Annotated in this window: 14 protein-coding genes; 3 read left to right on the top strand and 11 right to left on the bottom strand. The window is 35.6% G+C overall.

What is annotated here, in order from left to right; translation table 11 throughout:
• Nucleotides 1-29: 29 nt before the first annotated feature.
• Both ACFPVY_RS12670 and ACFPVY_RS12665 read right to left on the bottom strand, forming a co-directional pair.
• Nucleotides 30-422, bottom strand: a complete 393-nt coding sequence (locus ACFPVY_RS12670; protein ID WP_379792459.1) for a hypothetical protein — start codon at nt 420-422, stop codon at nt 30-32.
• 11 nt (nt 423-433) lie between these two features.
• Nucleotides 434-2,119 (bottom strand): ABC transporter ATP-binding protein, encoded by a 1,686-nt coding sequence (locus tag ACFPVY_RS12665; RefSeq protein ID WP_379792458.1) that lies wholly within the window; start codon nt 2,117-2,119, stop codon nt 434-436.
• Between the two features lie 224 nt (nt 2,120-2,343).
• Between ACFPVY_RS12665 and ACFPVY_RS12660 the strand changes: the two genes are divergently transcribed.
• Nucleotides 2,344-5,286, top strand: coding sequence for a S8 family serine peptidase (locus ACFPVY_RS12660; RefSeq protein ID WP_379792457.1), 2,943 nt, complete (start codon nt 2,344-2,346; stop codon nt 5,284-5,286).
• A gap of 198 nt (nt 5,287-5,484) precedes the next feature.
• Entirely contained in the window at nt 5,485-6,090 is a 606-nt protein-coding gene (locus ACFPVY_RS12655) for a hypothetical protein (RefSeq protein ID WP_379792456.1), read from the top strand.
• Between the two features lie 67 nt (nt 6,091-6,157).
• On the opposite strand, the gene ACFPVY_RS12650 is transcribed toward ACFPVY_RS12655, so the two are convergent.
• From ACFPVY_RS12650 to ACFPVY_RS12620, 7 genes are all read right to left on the bottom strand, one after another.
• Nucleotides 6,158-6,526, bottom strand: coding sequence for a hypothetical protein (locus tag ACFPVY_RS12650; protein ID WP_379792455.1), 369 nt, complete (start codon nt 6,524-6,526; stop codon nt 6,158-6,160).
• A 70-nt stretch (nt 6,527-6,596) separates the two neighbouring features.
• Complete coding sequence (locus ACFPVY_RS12645; RefSeq protein WP_379792454.1) at nt 6,597-7,190, bottom strand: Crp/Fnr family transcriptional regulator; 594 nt, start codon at nt 7,188-7,190, stop codon at nt 6,597-6,599.
• A gap of 11 nt (nt 7,191-7,201) precedes the next feature.
• Complete coding sequence (locus ACFPVY_RS12640; RefSeq protein ID WP_379792453.1) at nt 7,202-7,915, bottom strand: 3'-5' exonuclease; 714 nt, start codon at nt 7,913-7,915, stop codon at nt 7,202-7,204.
• Nucleotides 7,899-9,059 carry a serine hydrolase domain-containing protein gene (locus ACFPVY_RS12635; protein WP_379792452.1) on the bottom strand — a complete coding sequence of 387 codons (1,161 nt, stop codon included), beginning with the start codon at nt 9,057-9,059 and terminating at the stop codon, nt 7,899-7,901. Before ACFPVY_RS12635 ends, ACFPVY_RS12640 begins: the two co-directional genes overlap by 17 nt.
• 12 nt (nt 9,060-9,071) lie before the next feature.
• The gene (locus ACFPVY_RS12630) at nt 9,072-9,545 is read right to left on the bottom strand and encodes a methylated-DNA--[protein]-cysteine S-methyltransferase (RefSeq protein WP_379792451.1); all 474 of its coding nucleotides are present in this window, start codon (nt 9,543-9,545) and stop codon (nt 9,072-9,074) included.
• A gap of 105 nt (nt 9,546-9,650) precedes the next feature.
• Nucleotides 9,651-10,334 (bottom strand): response regulator transcription factor, encoded by a 684-nt coding sequence (locus tag ACFPVY_RS12625; protein WP_379792450.1) that lies wholly within the window; start codon nt 10,332-10,334, stop codon nt 9,651-9,653.
• A gap of 6 nt (nt 10,335-10,340) precedes the next feature.
• Nucleotides 10,341-11,603 carry a sensor histidine kinase gene (locus ACFPVY_RS12620; protein ID WP_379792449.1) on the bottom strand — a complete coding sequence of 421 codons (1,263 nt, stop codon included), beginning with the start codon at nt 11,601-11,603 and terminating at the stop codon, nt 10,341-10,343.
• Nucleotides 11,604-11,779: 176 nt separating this feature from the next.
• Here ACFPVY_RS12620 and ACFPVY_RS12615 point away from each other — a divergent pair, with 176 nt between their 5' ends.
• Nucleotides 11,780-12,232 carry a DUF1573 domain-containing protein gene (locus ACFPVY_RS12615; protein WP_379792448.1) on the top strand — a complete coding sequence of 151 codons (453 nt, stop codon included), beginning with the start codon at nt 11,780-11,782 and terminating at the stop codon, nt 12,230-12,232.
• Nucleotides 12,233-12,289: 57 nt separating this feature from the next.
• On the opposite strand, the gene ACFPVY_RS12610 is transcribed toward ACFPVY_RS12615, so the two are convergent.
• A complete protein-coding gene (locus tag ACFPVY_RS12610; protein WP_379792447.1) occupies nt 12,290-12,673 on the bottom strand; it encodes a c-type cytochrome in 384 nt (127 codons plus the stop codon).
• A 193-nt stretch (nt 12,674-12,866) separates the two neighbouring features.
• Entirely contained in the window at nt 12,867-13,859 is a 993-nt protein-coding gene (gene hemB / locus ACFPVY_RS12605) for a porphobilinogen synthase (RefSeq protein WP_379792446.1), read from the bottom strand.
• Nucleotide 13,860 lies beyond the last annotated feature (1 nt).

Raw genomic sequence — 13,860 nt, 5'->3', positions numbered from 1 at the left:
TCTTTCCTCTATTTTTATTTTGGAACAATTTATTTCTTGTTCAAATATTCCAACAAAACTTCGCTTGCATTTCCAAAAGTTGGTGCTTGTTCTGTAACACTGACCGCTCTTTTTTTATTCAATTTATAAGTCAAATCAAATTCGGTCGTAAATAAAATAACCGACAAAAACGGATTATTTATAAACGGAAGCAAACGGTCAAAAGCACTATCGACAGAATGGATTTCAAATAATTCTTCTTGCTGAAATCTAAATTTCAATTCTAGTTTCAATTCATTTTCATCTAAAACGGGACGAATAAAAATATTTTTTAATTCGGCTTGCCCGATTGTTTTGGCAAAAGTAAGTTTGGCAAAAGTTCCGTCAGAAAGACTGGTTTTGAATTTTTCATAAAATTCAGAAAAAGTTTCGGTAAACAACATATTTATTTTTTTTATCCTTTCGGAATTGCAGCAATTAATTTCTTCGTATATTCTTTTTGCGGATTTTCATACAAGACATCGGCGTCGGCCAATTCTTCAATTTTTCCTTTATTCATTACCAAAACTTGGTCAGACATATATTTTACGACAGCCAAATCGTGTGAGATAAAAATGTAAGTGAACCCAAAATTCTCCTTCAGTTCGTTCAACAAATTTAAGACTTGGGCTTGAACGGAAATGTCCAAAGCTGAAACCGATTCATCGCAAACAATCAATTTTGGTTGCAAAGCAATCGTTCTTGCGATCCCAATTCTTTGCCGTTGTCCACCAGAAAACTCATGCGGATATCGGTTAAAATATTCCTCGCCTAAACCTACTCTTTCTAAAATTTCAATGGTTTTTGCTTTTCGCTCGGCATCATTTTTATACAATTTATGCACTTTCATAGGTTCCATAATTGCTCTTCCCACAGGAATTCTTGGGTTCAAAGACGAATAAGGATCTTGAAAAATAATCTGAATTTCTTTACGCAAACTTCTGATGTCTTTCAACGGAAGCTTTGTAATATCAACGCCTCTGTAAAAAATTTGTCCGGCTGTTGCTTTGTCCAATTGCAAAATTGTGTTTCCCAAAGTCGATTTTCCACAACCCGATTCTCCGACCAAACCTAAAGTTTCTCCTTCATAGATTTTAAAGCTGACATCGTTTACCGCTTTAAATCCAGTTTTTCTTCCGAATAAACCTGCCGTTGAAAAATATTCCTTTTCAACATTTTTAACTTCTAAAATCGGATCTTGTTTGTATAATTTTTCGTGTGATTTTTGCCTTTCTTCCGAAGAAATAATTTCAGATTTTACCGAATTTTCCAAGTAATCCTTGATCGTCGGAAGCCTTTTCAACCGAACATCTAACGAAGGCCTTGAACTAATTAAAGCTTTCGTATAAATATGTTTCGGATTATGAAAAACATCGATCGCATCGCCTTGTTCCACGATTTCACCTTTGTACATTACCAAAACTCGGTTCGCTATTTCTGAGACCAAAGCCAAATCGTGCGAAATAAAAATGATGCTCATTCCCGTTTCTTTCTGAATATCTTTCAACAATTGAATGATTTCGTTTTGAACAGTTACGTCTAAAGCGGTCGTGGGTTCATCGGCAATCAAGATTTTTGGTTTGCAGGCAATCGCCATCGCAATCATCACTCTCTGCTTCTGCCCGCCCGAAATTTGGTGCGGATAACTTTCATAAATCTTCTCTGGATTTGGCAGTTTTACTCTTGAAAATAACTGCAAAACTTCTTCCTTAATTTCTTTCTTTGAAAGATTTGAATGCTGTTGCAAAATTTCTGCAACTTGAAAACCACATTTTAAGGAAGGATTCAGCGAACTCATCGGTTCTTGAAAAATCATTGAAATTTCTTTTCCTCGTAAATTCTGAAGTTCTTTTTTAGAAAAATCTGCTACATTTTTTCCTTCGAATAAAATTTCTCCATTTGATATTTTTGAAATATTTGGCGGAAGCAAACCCATAATTGCCAACGACGAAACCGATTTACCAGAACCTGATTCACCAACAATTCCGAGAATTTCGTTTGAATTTAACGCATAACTTATCGTCTTTATTACTGGAAAAAATTCTTTCTCTCGCTTAAAAGAAATTTCAAGATTCGTTATTTTGAGCAACTCATTTTTCATAGGTCTAAAAGTAACAAAACCATTTCGAATCAAAAAGAAATCCAAAATAAGTTTTCAGACGTAAATAATGCTTAATTTTAGCCTTTTTAATTCAGAGATTCTCAATTTTAAATTCTTATTGCTAGTTATTTTTTAATAATTCAATTCAAAAATTGAAAAGTTATCTGAATTTCATACAATTACTTATATTTGACAAAATTTTCAAAATCCCTAAATCCCTTACAGTGAAAAATCTACCAAATTTCGCTTTTAAAATTATCTTATTCTTCGCTTTTACTATTTCGTTTTCTGCAATTTCTCAAACTAAAGAAGATGTTTCACAGATTACGAAAGAGTATGATTTTAATAAACTTAAAGAACTTGAAAACAAGTATTTTAAGAAATTTCAAGCAGAAAAAAACAAAGCCATCCTTGCGGCAAAGAAGAATAATTGGCCTGAATTCATTAAAAATGAGGACGGAAGTGTTGACGAATTAGTGAAGTTGGCCGCTGATGGTTCTCCGCTTTATTATTCTACGAGCAATGTGAATGCTGCAAAATCAACTCGAACTAATTTCTTAAACACTGGAGGCGGTTTAGGTCTAAATTTGAATGGTCAAAATATGATTGCACGTGTTTGGGACGGAGGAAAAGTAAGAGCTTCACATCAAGAATTTGGTGGTCGCGTTACCGTTGTTGACGATGTTGCCGGACCAAATGGAAATAATTTTCATGCTACGCACGTGACGGGAACTATTATTGCGGCCGGCGTTGATTTGAATGCAAAAGGCATGGCGCCAGTTGCTCAAGCAAGGACTTTTAACTGGACGAATGACAGCACCGAAGCGTTGTCAGAAGTGCAACAAGGAATGTTGATTTCAAATCATTCTTATGGAGTTCCATTGGTTTCAAACGGACAGCCGTTGGCGACTTGGTATATTGGCGCATATTCAGATGAATCATATGAATGGGACGAAGTTGCCTATAATTCACCTTATTATTTGCAAGTGGCTTCTGCTGGTAATGATGGTCAAGTTGTGAACGGCAATCCTTCTACAATTGGTTATGATAAATTAACCGGAAATAAAGTTTCAAAAAATAATTTAGTTGTAGCAAATGCGCAAGATGCAGTTATTGGAGCGAATGGCGTTTTAACAAGTGTAGCGATCAATTCGTCTAGTAGTCAAGGTCCTGCAGATGATTCTAGAATAAAACCAGATATTACAGGAAATGGAACTAACGTCTATTCCACTTATGAAACTTCAAATACCGCATACGGAACTATTTCTGGAACTTCAATGGCGTCACCAAACGTTGCTGGAACGTTGTTACTTTTGCAACAGCATTATAAAAACGTAAACAATCGTTTTATGAAAGCTGCGACATTAAAAGCACTTGCTTGCCACACAGCAGATGACGCAGGTCGTCCAGGGCCAGACGTTGTTTTTGGTTGGGGATTATTAAATGCAAAAAAAGCGGCCGAAACTATAACTAATAATGGTTTAAGCACAGTTATTTCTGAAGAAAAGCTAGCACAAGGACAAACTTTTACAATGACTGTGAACGCCAGCGGAAATTTACCTTTACAAGCTTCAATAGCTTGGACTGACCTTCCAGGGATAGTAAATAACGGAACGCTAAATAGCACTACGCCAGCTTTGGTAAACGACTTAGATATAAAAATCACAAAAAATAACACTACTTTTTATCCCTATCGCTTGACAAACAATGCGGGTGCAAATGCAGTGGCGACAGGCACAAACGACGTAGATAATATTGAAAAAGTTGATGTCGCCAATGCTACCGGATCTTATACAATTACAGTAACTCACAAAGGAACTTTGCAAAATGGTCCGCAAAATTTTGGTTTGGTTGTTACAGGAGTAACTTCTTCATTTGCACTGACAGATGTTTCTTTAGACCAAATTGTTTGCAATACCGGAACGGCTACATTTAACTTCAACTATAACGCTACCGGATTTACTTCAACGGCTCTTTCTTTAGTTGATGTTCCTGCAGGTATAACTGCAACTTTAAGTAATTCGAGCTTGATAACTCCCGCTCCTTTGACATTGACTCTTTCTAACTTAAATGGTTTAGCCGCTGGTGATTACACAATTGGCGTAAAAGGAATTAGGGGAAGTGAGACTAAAATCAAGTATGTAACTTTTAAAGTGTATTCAACAACATTTGAAAATTTAACTCTAACAAATCCTGCGAATGATCAATCTGGACTTAGTACTACAGTCAATCTTTCATGGCAACCCTCTGTAAATGCTGAATCTTATAGAGTTCAAGTTGCAACAGACAATACATTTAACAACATAATTTCGAATGAAGTTGTTACGGGAACTAACTATTCTGTAAGTAATTTAAACCAAGAAACTTCTTATTTTTGGAGAGTTTTATCAGAAAATAGATGTGGTCAAGCAACTTCTGGAACCGTAAACAAATTCACTACCGGAATACTTTCTTGCGATTTAAGCTTTACAGCGACTGATTTTTCAGATGCGGTTATTGAAAATACAGAAGATTCTGAAGCCAATATTCCGGTGACTGTTTCTGGCGGAATTACTATTGGAACTATCACTGCAACCGTAAATATTTCGCACACTTATACAGAAGATATCGTGGTAACTTTAGTTGGTCCAGCGTCAATTGGTTCGCCAGAAATTAGATTGTTCAATCACGCTTGTACAGAATATGACGACATCTCTGCCACATTAAGCGATGCCGGAACAACATTAACTTGCTCAACAACTGCACCAGCAATTTCAGGAACTATCAAACCTTACGATCCTTTTTACTCTTTAAATAATCTTCCTGCAGACGGAGTTTGGACATTGAATGTTTTTGATCCATACAATGGCGATGGCGGTATTGTCAATGCTTTCAGCTTAAATTTCTGTAATGTTGCGCCTTCCGCTTTAGGCGTAAGCGAAAATATTTTTTCAACGGTAAAAGTATATCCAAATCCAACAAAAGGAATTGTAACTGTTTCTTTGCCACAGAATTTAGAGTTGACGACCTTAACTTTGGTGGATATTCAAGGAAGACAAATCTTGAAAAAAGAAACTTCAAATACGTCAGAAACTTTAAACATCGAAAACTTTTCTGATGGCGTTTATATCTTAAATATTCAAAGTGGTTCTTCAAAAATTTCTAAAAAATTAGTCTTAAATAGATAATTTTTAAAATTATTTTCAGAAGCTAATTCATTGATATTGAATCCTGATTGCGGTTTGCAGTCAGGATTTTTTATTTATAAGGATTGCTTTAAAAAAGTTTTGGCACGCAAATTGGATATTCCAAAGTAACCTTGAAAAACTCAAGATTCGAAGACGCTGAAAATCGCAAGAGTAAGCAAAACACAAAACTTTTTGATTATGAAAAATTTTACTTTTTTAGTGGCAGGTTTCTTATTTTTTGGAGGCGTTGCAAATGCTTCAGAGATAATCAAATTTTCTGATGTAGCGACTTTTAGAACTTTCAGCGATGCTGAGCCAATTTCATTCACCGAAAGAGGCATCGAATTTTATGTTTTTCCTGACGGACAATTTGATTTCAACACCGAAGCTTCTTCAACTGGAGGAATTTATTACAAAGGCGGACGAAGAAATCCAAATGCAACTTATGGCGCTCCAGCAACAGTAAACGGTGGCGTGAAAATTGAACACGATAATCAAGGTCGCGTGAGAAGAATTGGGAATGTTTTTATCAATTATGACGCGCAAGACCGTATCAAAAGAATTGGTTCAGTTTATATGACGTATAACAATTATGCCTTGACAAGAATTGGGAATCTTCAAATTATTTATAACCGAAGAGGTCAAATTATCGACATGATTGGAAACGTAAACGGAAGAAGCAACATCGCACAAAATGGAAGCAATTCTACTTATTACGGAAACAGCCAAGGTTACAGCAATAACCAAAACGACAATATTTATTATAGAAACGCAAATGAAAAAGAAGTAAAAACCAAAAAGTAATGTATCGGCCTAAATGCAAAAAGCCTTGATATTCAAGGCTTTTTTTTATAATAGGTCGGCAATAATTTTAACTGATAAAAATATAATCGTATTTTATTTTATAATTATGAAGTATCAGAAAATTCATCCCCGTCATCGCCACTTCCCCGTTCTGAGTTCGCATTTCCCACATTACCCTTAAAACGTTGTGGTTCGACAAATAGCCAATATCCCTTGTGCTAAATCCATTATCGACAACCAATCGACTATTAACTTCAGTAATATTTTCAAAAATTGAATCCCACCCTGTCCGTATGACCGCATTATCACCAGGCTCACTGGCATAAAAAATCGCCTTTTCTTCGTAAATTTTTTTAACAAGATTTCTTCTTGTGTTTAAGTCTGTCGTACTCCAAGCTTCAATATATTCTTTTACGAACCCTTTTAAATTTTCCATTGTTTTGTAATTTTGTTACCGCAAATTTTCAAAATTCATGATGTTAATTGCTGACACATTTGTGCCAAATTTATTTTGTTTGGGAAATTTTTTTACGAATTCTTGTGAGAGTTTGTCTTTCGACCCCCAAATAGCTACAAAGTTGCGATAAGCTTATACGATTAAAAAGCTGTGAATAATTGGTGATGAAATCAACATAAAGTTGTTCAGCATCTTTATATAGCAAACTCTCGAGTCGCTCTTGTTGAATTTTTAATTTTGACTCTACAAGTAGCCTTCCATATCTTTCGAATCTCGGAATCTGTTCAAATGCTTTGCGCAAATGATCTCCAGAAAAGTTAATAATAGTCGATTTCTCCAAGCATTGAAAGGATAAAGGACTCGCCTTTCCGTCTATAAATGACGCATAGTGAAATGCATACTCATTTTCAGGTACAAAATAAATGTTCTTTTCGTTTCCAAATTTGTCGGTGTAAAAAGCCCTGATAAGCCCTTTTGTCAAAAAGCCCCCTCGCTTTTGGATTTCGCCAGCGTTTATATAGAAACCATTTTTATTAATGTGGGTGACTGTCAATCCATCAGTAAAGCTTTGTAGTTCGCTTTCTGTTATTTCTGGACAAATCTCTTTAATGTGATCTCGATATTTTACGATTTGTTCCTCCATAATTAGCACCGTTAAATATGTATAATTTCTTCCTCAATCAATAAATCTTCTCTTCTCAATCGAAGCATAATTTGCGCCACAGCAATCACATCCTTTTCGCAATACACGATAATTCGGTCGATGTCTTTTTCTACATAATACACGTGCCCGACTTCACTTCCGGAAATATCGTCTTTTGGTGAAGGAATATTCAAGACTTTTGTCAATAATTTTAATGAAGTATAATGTTTAAAATCGCCAAATTTCCACATCTCTAAAGTGTCTAGATGTGGCACTTCCCAAGGTTTTTTTCCAAATAAATTCAACTTGTTTGGAATCTGAACTTGGTTGATAATCATCCTTCTGGCAATAAACGGAAAGTCGAATTCCTTCGCATTATGCCCGCACATAATATGCTGTGGCTGATTAAAATGCGTGTTCAAAAGATTGCTAAAATCTTGCAGAATTTTCTTTTCTTCTCCATAAAAAGAAGTCACACGAAAATGCCGAATATCTCCTTTAAAAGTAAAATATCCGACAGAAATACAGACAATTTTTCCAAATTCTGCCCAAATTCCAGCTCTGTCATAAAATTCTTCTGGCGTATAATCTTCTTTTCTTTGATATTGCGTTTTCAGTCCAAAAAGTTCTTTCTTTTCTTCGTCTAAAAGTTCGAAATTCTCTTCTTCGGGAACTGTTTCAATATCTAAAAAAAGGATATTTTCAAGGCTAATTTTTTCTATCATTTTCTAACATTTTATAGGCTTCTTCAATATATAAGTAAAAATCATTTCGGTGGAATTTCCCTTCTTCGCGGTCGCCACGCTTATGTCCAAGTCGGACAATTATCAAATCATCTTCGGGAATTACGATCACATATTGACCCAAATGGCCTTGCATATAATACAATTGTTTGCCCAAATGGTCGCTCAACCACCAGCCATATCCATATTGCGGGCTGTCCTTAAATTTTGGCGTCACGCATTTTTCAACAAACGTGGAATCTAAAATCTGTTCGCCTTTCCACTTTCCGTTTTGCTTGTATAATTTCCCAAAACGCGCAAAATCTCGGGCGTTGCTGGCGATACAGCAATATGCTTTTTCAATTCCTTCTTCTCTGTCCACTTGCCAAAGCGCATCATTTTCAGCTCCCATTGGTTGCCAAAAATTCTTTGAAACATAATCAGAAAGTTTTTCTCCAGTCGCTTTTTCAATGACCATCGCCAAAAGCTGTGTGTTTCCGCTCAAATATTTGAATTCTTTTCCGGGTTCGCTCGTGACTTTTAATCCCAATAAAACATCACTCAAATGTTCGTCAAAATAAGCTTGTGTCGTTACTGAAAACGGACTGTAATACGACTCGTCCCAATCTAATCCGGAAGACATTGAAGACAAATCGCCAACGGTCATCTTGTTGCCAAATTCTCCTGCATATTCAGGAAAAAAATCGGTTACTTTTTGGTCTAAACTTTTAATTTTTCCTTGCTTAATCGCCTTTCCAAGACAAGCCGTCACAATACTTTTTGCCATGGAAAATGAATTGGATTTGGTGTCTTTATCGTAGCCGTCAAAATAACTTTCGTGCCAGATGCTGTCGTTTTTTATAATCAAAAAAGCTACGGTTTCAAATTCTTTGTTGGCTTCGGCAAGTGCTTCAGTTTCTGGAATTTTATTGTATTTTTTGCTAATTGCCCAAGGTTGCCCTTCTCCTTTTTTAATATCTCGATTCGGAAATTCGTGGTAATCGCTCAAAAAAGCTGTCATTTCTCCGTTGAAATAAATAGTTCGAACGGCACGAACCAAGTAGCCATAATTCAAAATATACAGCACGCAAAGCAAAACTGTGAAAATGACCACAACCCAAAGGAAAAAATTCTTCAGAAATCTCATACTTGAAAATTTTTAAAATAGACTTTGTTGCTTCACCGGATTTTCGTGGTCGAGCAACCATTTTTTTCGCCACAAACCTCCGGCATAACCGGTGAGCGAACCGTCAGTTCCAATGACGCGATGGCACGGAACGACAACCCAAAGCGGATTTTTTCCGTTGGCCGAAGCTACAGCACGAATCGCTTTTACATCGCCTAATTTTACCGAAAGTTCTTGATATGACATTGTTTTTCCAAAGGGAATTTCGAGCAAACCTTGCCAAACTCTCTTTTGGAATTCTGTTCCAGACGGATTTAATTTGAACGTAAAATCAATTCTTTTTCCGTTAAAATAATCTTGGAGTTGTTGACACACTTCCTGCAATTCATCAGGAATTATCGAAGAAATTTCTCTTTCGTCATCAAAAATAGAAATGCTTGAAATACCGTTTTCATCGCCAGAAATTACAGCGGTTCCAAGAGGCGTTTTGAGATTGGCGTGTAACATCGAAAGAGTTTAGGACTTAAAGTTATGAAAAACTTTTTTATTGGAAGAAAAATAAGAATATTTCGCAAAAAAAAGAGAAAATCTGCAAATCTGTACTCGTTTTTTTTATTCAATTACCAATTTAAATCCAATCCTTGGAATGTTTTCTATGCGCACATTTTCTTCGTCTTTGAAGATTTTTCGGAGTCTAGAAATAAAAACATCGAGGCTTCTGCCCATAAAATAATCATCGTCACCCCAAAGTGCGGTCAAGATTTTTTCGCGCTTCAACACTTCATTTTTATTGTCTAAAAATAATTTCAGCAACGCTGATTCTCTTTCGGTTAAGCTAATTTTTTCTTTGTCTTTTGTAACGCAATAATCATTTGGATGAAATTGAAAGCTTCCGATTTCATACGATTTTTGGACAGGAATTGTTGCTTTTTGACTGCGTTTCAAGAAAACTTCAATCTTCAAACTGAGTTCTTCCAAGCTGAATGGTTTTACCAAAAAATCATCCGCGCCGAGCTTCAAACCTCTGATTCTGTCTTCTTTTAACGATTTTGCTGATAGAAAGAAAATTGGAATTTCTGAGTTAGAATTTCTGATTTCTTCGGCAATTTCAAAACCATCTTTTTTGGGAAGCATTACGTCTAAAATGCACAAATCATAATCGGTTTTATGGAAATTTTTTACGGCTTCAGCGCCATCCGAAAAATGGGTGATGTCATAAAATTGCTCTAAATAATCTATGGTCAGAAATGCCAAAGTCGCATCATCTTCCACATAAAATATCTTGCTTTTTTCCATACTGATTTACGTTTTCGGAATCAAAATCGTTGCCGTAATTCCTGAATTTTCGTTGTTTTTAATCGTAATTTTCCAATTATGCAACGAGCAAATTCGTTTGACATAAAAAAGTCCTAGACCAAAACCACCAACTTCATTGCGTTTTGCGGTGGAAATACGATAGAATTTATCAAAAATAGTATTTAATTCTGAAGGTTCAATGCCAATTCCGTTATCAATAAATTCCAACTTAATTTCTTTGTCAGAATCATTGATTTTTATATTGATTTTTGGGTCGCTGTCATTGTATTTTACTGCATTATCGATGATGTTGTAAACTACATTTGAAAAGTGAAATTCATCGGCATAAATTGGAAAATTGTCGCTATTACTTTCAATTTCGATGGAAATATCTTCATTGTATTTAAGCAAAATCGTTTCTTTTGCCAACGAAATTGTTTCAACCAAATTAAAATTAGATTTCTCCAAAGTCATTGAATTCGAATCGCTTTTGGCAATATTCAATATTTTTTCAATGTGCTGATTCAACTTATTACTTTGCTCAATTATAATTTTTACATACTTCGAAAGCTTTGGGTTATTCAGAATTTCTTGTTGGTTATTCGCATAATTTGAAGCAATTAAAATTGAGGAAATCGGCGTTTTAAATTCGTGCGTCATATTATTGATGAAATCGGTCTGCAATTCGGTATATTTTTTTTGTTTTAAAAGAAGTAAAACCGAATAGACATAAATCACCAAAACCAGCACCAAAACTCCGGTGTAAATCCAATATTGGTTCAACGAAGTGATATAATTGTATTTCAATTGCGGAAAACGAATGGCGAAATAATAAACCAAATCGGGCTTTTTGGTAAAGCATTTTTCACATTTTGAAACTTTTTTATCTGATGAAGAAATGTAGTCGCCATACATCATTTCGTCTGAACCGCAGTTGTAAATTGCGTACTCAAAATCGGTGTTTAATTTCACTTTTTGAAATTCAGTCTTTAGATAATATTCTAAAACCGAAGCGTCAAAAACGTCATCAACATTCACCACATAATAATCATCGGTGACTTTTTTGATTTGTGTGTCAATCGGCAATTCGGTGTTGTTATCCTTATGGATTTTGGCCACCACATCTTGCAAAGCAAAATGGATTTTTTCGGCAAATTCCTTTTTTTCAAAGGCATACGCCTGCGTTAAAGTCAGCAATTGCATTACCAAAACCCCGACGATGGCAATTAATCCGATGAAAATAATTATATTTAATTTATTGAATTTCAAGGTATATGTATCAAATTAGACCACGATATTACTACAATTTAAAGCACAAACCAACCCGTTAACAGGTCATTAACAAGAGATGCGAAATGATTAACAACTTTATTAAATTTTCTAAATATCTTTGTGTTGTTCAATTGCGAACCCAACATTAAAATCAATTAATTAAAACTACTATTATGAAAACTTTAAAATTATCATTTTTTGCACTTGCTGGAGCGTTGCTTTTAGCTGCTGCACCTGCATCTGCACAAACTGCTAAAACCGCTGCGCCTGCTGCTGTTGCTCAAACGGCACCTGCAAAACCTGCGAAACCATCTTTAGTAACTTGGACAAAAGACGTTCACGATTTTGGAGATTTGAAAAAAGCGGTTCCTGCTTCTTATGATTTTACATTCAAAAACACGACTAAAGAAACGATTTTGATTACAAATGTGAAAGCATCTTGTGGTTGTACTGCAACAAACTACACAAAAACTCCAATCAAGCCAGGAGAAACTGCTAGTGTAACTGCAACTTACAACGCTGCAAATGTTGGTCCGTTTTCAAAAGCGATTACAGTAACTACTAATGATACTGAAACTCCAAAAGTATTGACTATCAAAGGAAAAGTTATTGAGCCACAATCTTAATTAGATTTTCCAATATATTTAAAAAGCCATCGTTATGATGGCTTTTTTTATTTTCGTTTATTTCAAATGACTAAAAAAATAAGCTTCCACAGCTTTTAATTCTTCATCAGAAAAAGTCTTGGTAATAGAAAAATTGGTTTTCATTACAGAATATTGACTTGGATCGACAATTGGTTCGCTTTTCTCTTTTAAGAATAATTTGATGTCGGCGTTTTTTGCTTTGTAAATTTCTGCAATCTGTTTTATGCTCGGACCAATTACTTTCTGGTCAGGTTTGTGGCAAGAATAGCACATTCCTTTTCCGTTAAAAATTTCTTCACCTAATTGCAGTTGTTTTTCTTCGGCAGAAAGTTGTTTTTCCGGATAAAGTGATTCTTTTTTCTCTTCCTTTTTACAAGAAATTAAAGCTAAAATGGAAAATGTAAATAGTAGTTTTTTCATTGGGTTTGTATTGTTTTGCAAATTTAAGCGTTGTCGTCAAAGTTTGGAAAACAGAACTTTAAAAAACGCCTAATGTTTTCCTCTAGCCCCGATTGGCGGCAGTAGCTTTTTTTGGATTTTTCTTCCAAAAAAACTACTGCAGAAAGCGGGAATTACATTTAAAAAAATGCCAGGTGTATGGCTCCAAAAAAAATTATCTATTTAAAATTACCGCCGCTTCTTTTGCAAAATAAGTAGAAATAATATCAGCTCCGGCTCTTTTTATACAGTGCAATTGCTCAATCATAATTTTGTCATGATCTAACCAGCCACGTTCTGCAGCAGCTTTTACCATCGCATATTCGCCCGAAACTTGATACACAGAAACAGGAACATTTACCGCATTTTTTATCTCGCGAACGATATCTAAATAGGCAATTCCTGGTTTCACCATCACAATATCTGCGCCTTCTTCTACATCGTGAAGTGCTTCACGAATGGCTTCGATTCTGTTGGCATAATCCATTTGATAGGTTTTTTTATCCTTCGGAACGTCGTTTAAATCAACCGGCGCACTATCCAAAGCTTCACGAAACGGACCATAAAATGACGACGCATATTTGGCGCTGTAACTCATAATTCCCACATTGTGATGTCCGTTTTGTTCCAAGGCTTTTCTGATTGCCAGAACTCTTCCGTCCATCATATCGCTTGGCGCAACGAAATCGGCACCGGCTTCTGCGTGGGAAACTGCCATTTTCACAAGTGCATCGTTTGTGGCATCATTGATGATTTGCCCTTTTTCGATAATTCCGTCGTGTCCATAAATGGAATATGGATCCAAAGCTACGTCTGGCATCACAATCATTCCGGGAACAGCGTCTTTGATGGCGCGAATTGCATCTTGCATCAGTCCGTTTTTGTTCCAAGCTTCTTTTCCCGTGTTATCTTTTAATTTGTCGTCAACTTTTACATAAATATTGACGGCCTTGATTCCCAAATCCCACAATTCTTTGACTTCTTTCACGGTCAAATCTAACGAACGACGGAAAATTCCCGGCATTGATGGAATTTCAACCTGAAAGTTTTTTCCCTCTGCAATAAACATCGGAAACATAAAATCGTTTGGTGTCAAATGCGTTTCACGAACCAAGCTTCTGATCGATTCATTGGTTCTCAAACGGCGGTCTCTTTGTAATGGAAACATA

The organism is Flavobacterium qiangtangense (assembly GCF_042658345.1).
Lineage (GTDB): Bacteria > Bacteroidota > Bacteroidia > Flavobacteriales > Flavobacteriaceae > Flavobacterium > Flavobacterium qiangtangense.
Note: the sequence above shows the minus strand (reverse complement) of the source record. Positions and strands in the feature narration are given on the sequence as shown.

Excerpts from the sequence above, each read along its gene's own strand:
- ACFPVY_RS12670 (WP_379792459.1), bottom strand. The coding sequence starts at position 422 with ATGTTGTTTACCGAAACTTTTTCTGAATTTTATGAAAAATTCAAAACC.
- ACFPVY_RS12665 (WP_379792458.1), bottom strand. The coding sequence starts at position 2,119 with ATGAAAAATGAGTTGCTCAAAATAACGAATCTTGAAATTTCTTTTAAG.
- ACFPVY_RS12655 (WP_379792456.1), top strand. The coding sequence starts at position 5,485 with ATGAAAAATTTTACTTTTTTAGTGGCAGGTTTCTTATTTTTTGGAGGC.
- ACFPVY_RS12650 (WP_379792455.1), bottom strand. The coding sequence starts at position 6,526 with ATGGAAAATTTAAAAGGGTTCGTAAAAGAATATATTGAAGCTTGGAGT.
- ACFPVY_RS12645 (WP_379792454.1), bottom strand. The coding sequence starts at position 7,190 with ATGGAGGAACAAATCGTAAAATATCGAGATCACATTAAAGAGATTTGT.
- ACFPVY_RS12640 (WP_379792453.1), bottom strand. The coding sequence starts at position 7,915 with ATGATAGAAAAAATTAGCCTTGAAAATATCCTTTTTTTAGATATTGAA.
- ACFPVY_RS12635 (WP_379792452.1), bottom strand. The coding sequence starts at position 9,059 with ATGAGATTTCTGAAGAATTTTTTCCTTTGGGTTGTGGTCATTTTCACA.
- ACFPVY_RS12630 (WP_379792451.1), bottom strand. The coding sequence starts at position 9,545 with ATGTTACACGCCAATCTCAAAACGCCTCTTGGAACCGCTGTAATTTCT.
- ACFPVY_RS12625 (WP_379792450.1), bottom strand. The coding sequence starts at position 10,334 with ATGGAAAAAAGCAAGATATTTTATGTGGAAGATGATGCGACTTTGGCA.
- ACFPVY_RS12615 (WP_379792448.1), top strand. The coding sequence starts at position 11,780 with ATGAAAACTTTAAAATTATCATTTTTTGCACTTGCTGGAGCGTTGCTT.
- ACFPVY_RS12610 (WP_379792447.1), bottom strand. The coding sequence starts at position 12,673 with ATGAAAAAACTACTATTTACATTTTCCATTTTAGCTTTAATTTCTTGT.
- hemB (WP_379792446.1), bottom strand. The coding sequence starts at position 13,859 with ATGTTTCCATTACAAAGAGACCGCCGTTTGAGAACCAATGAATCGATC.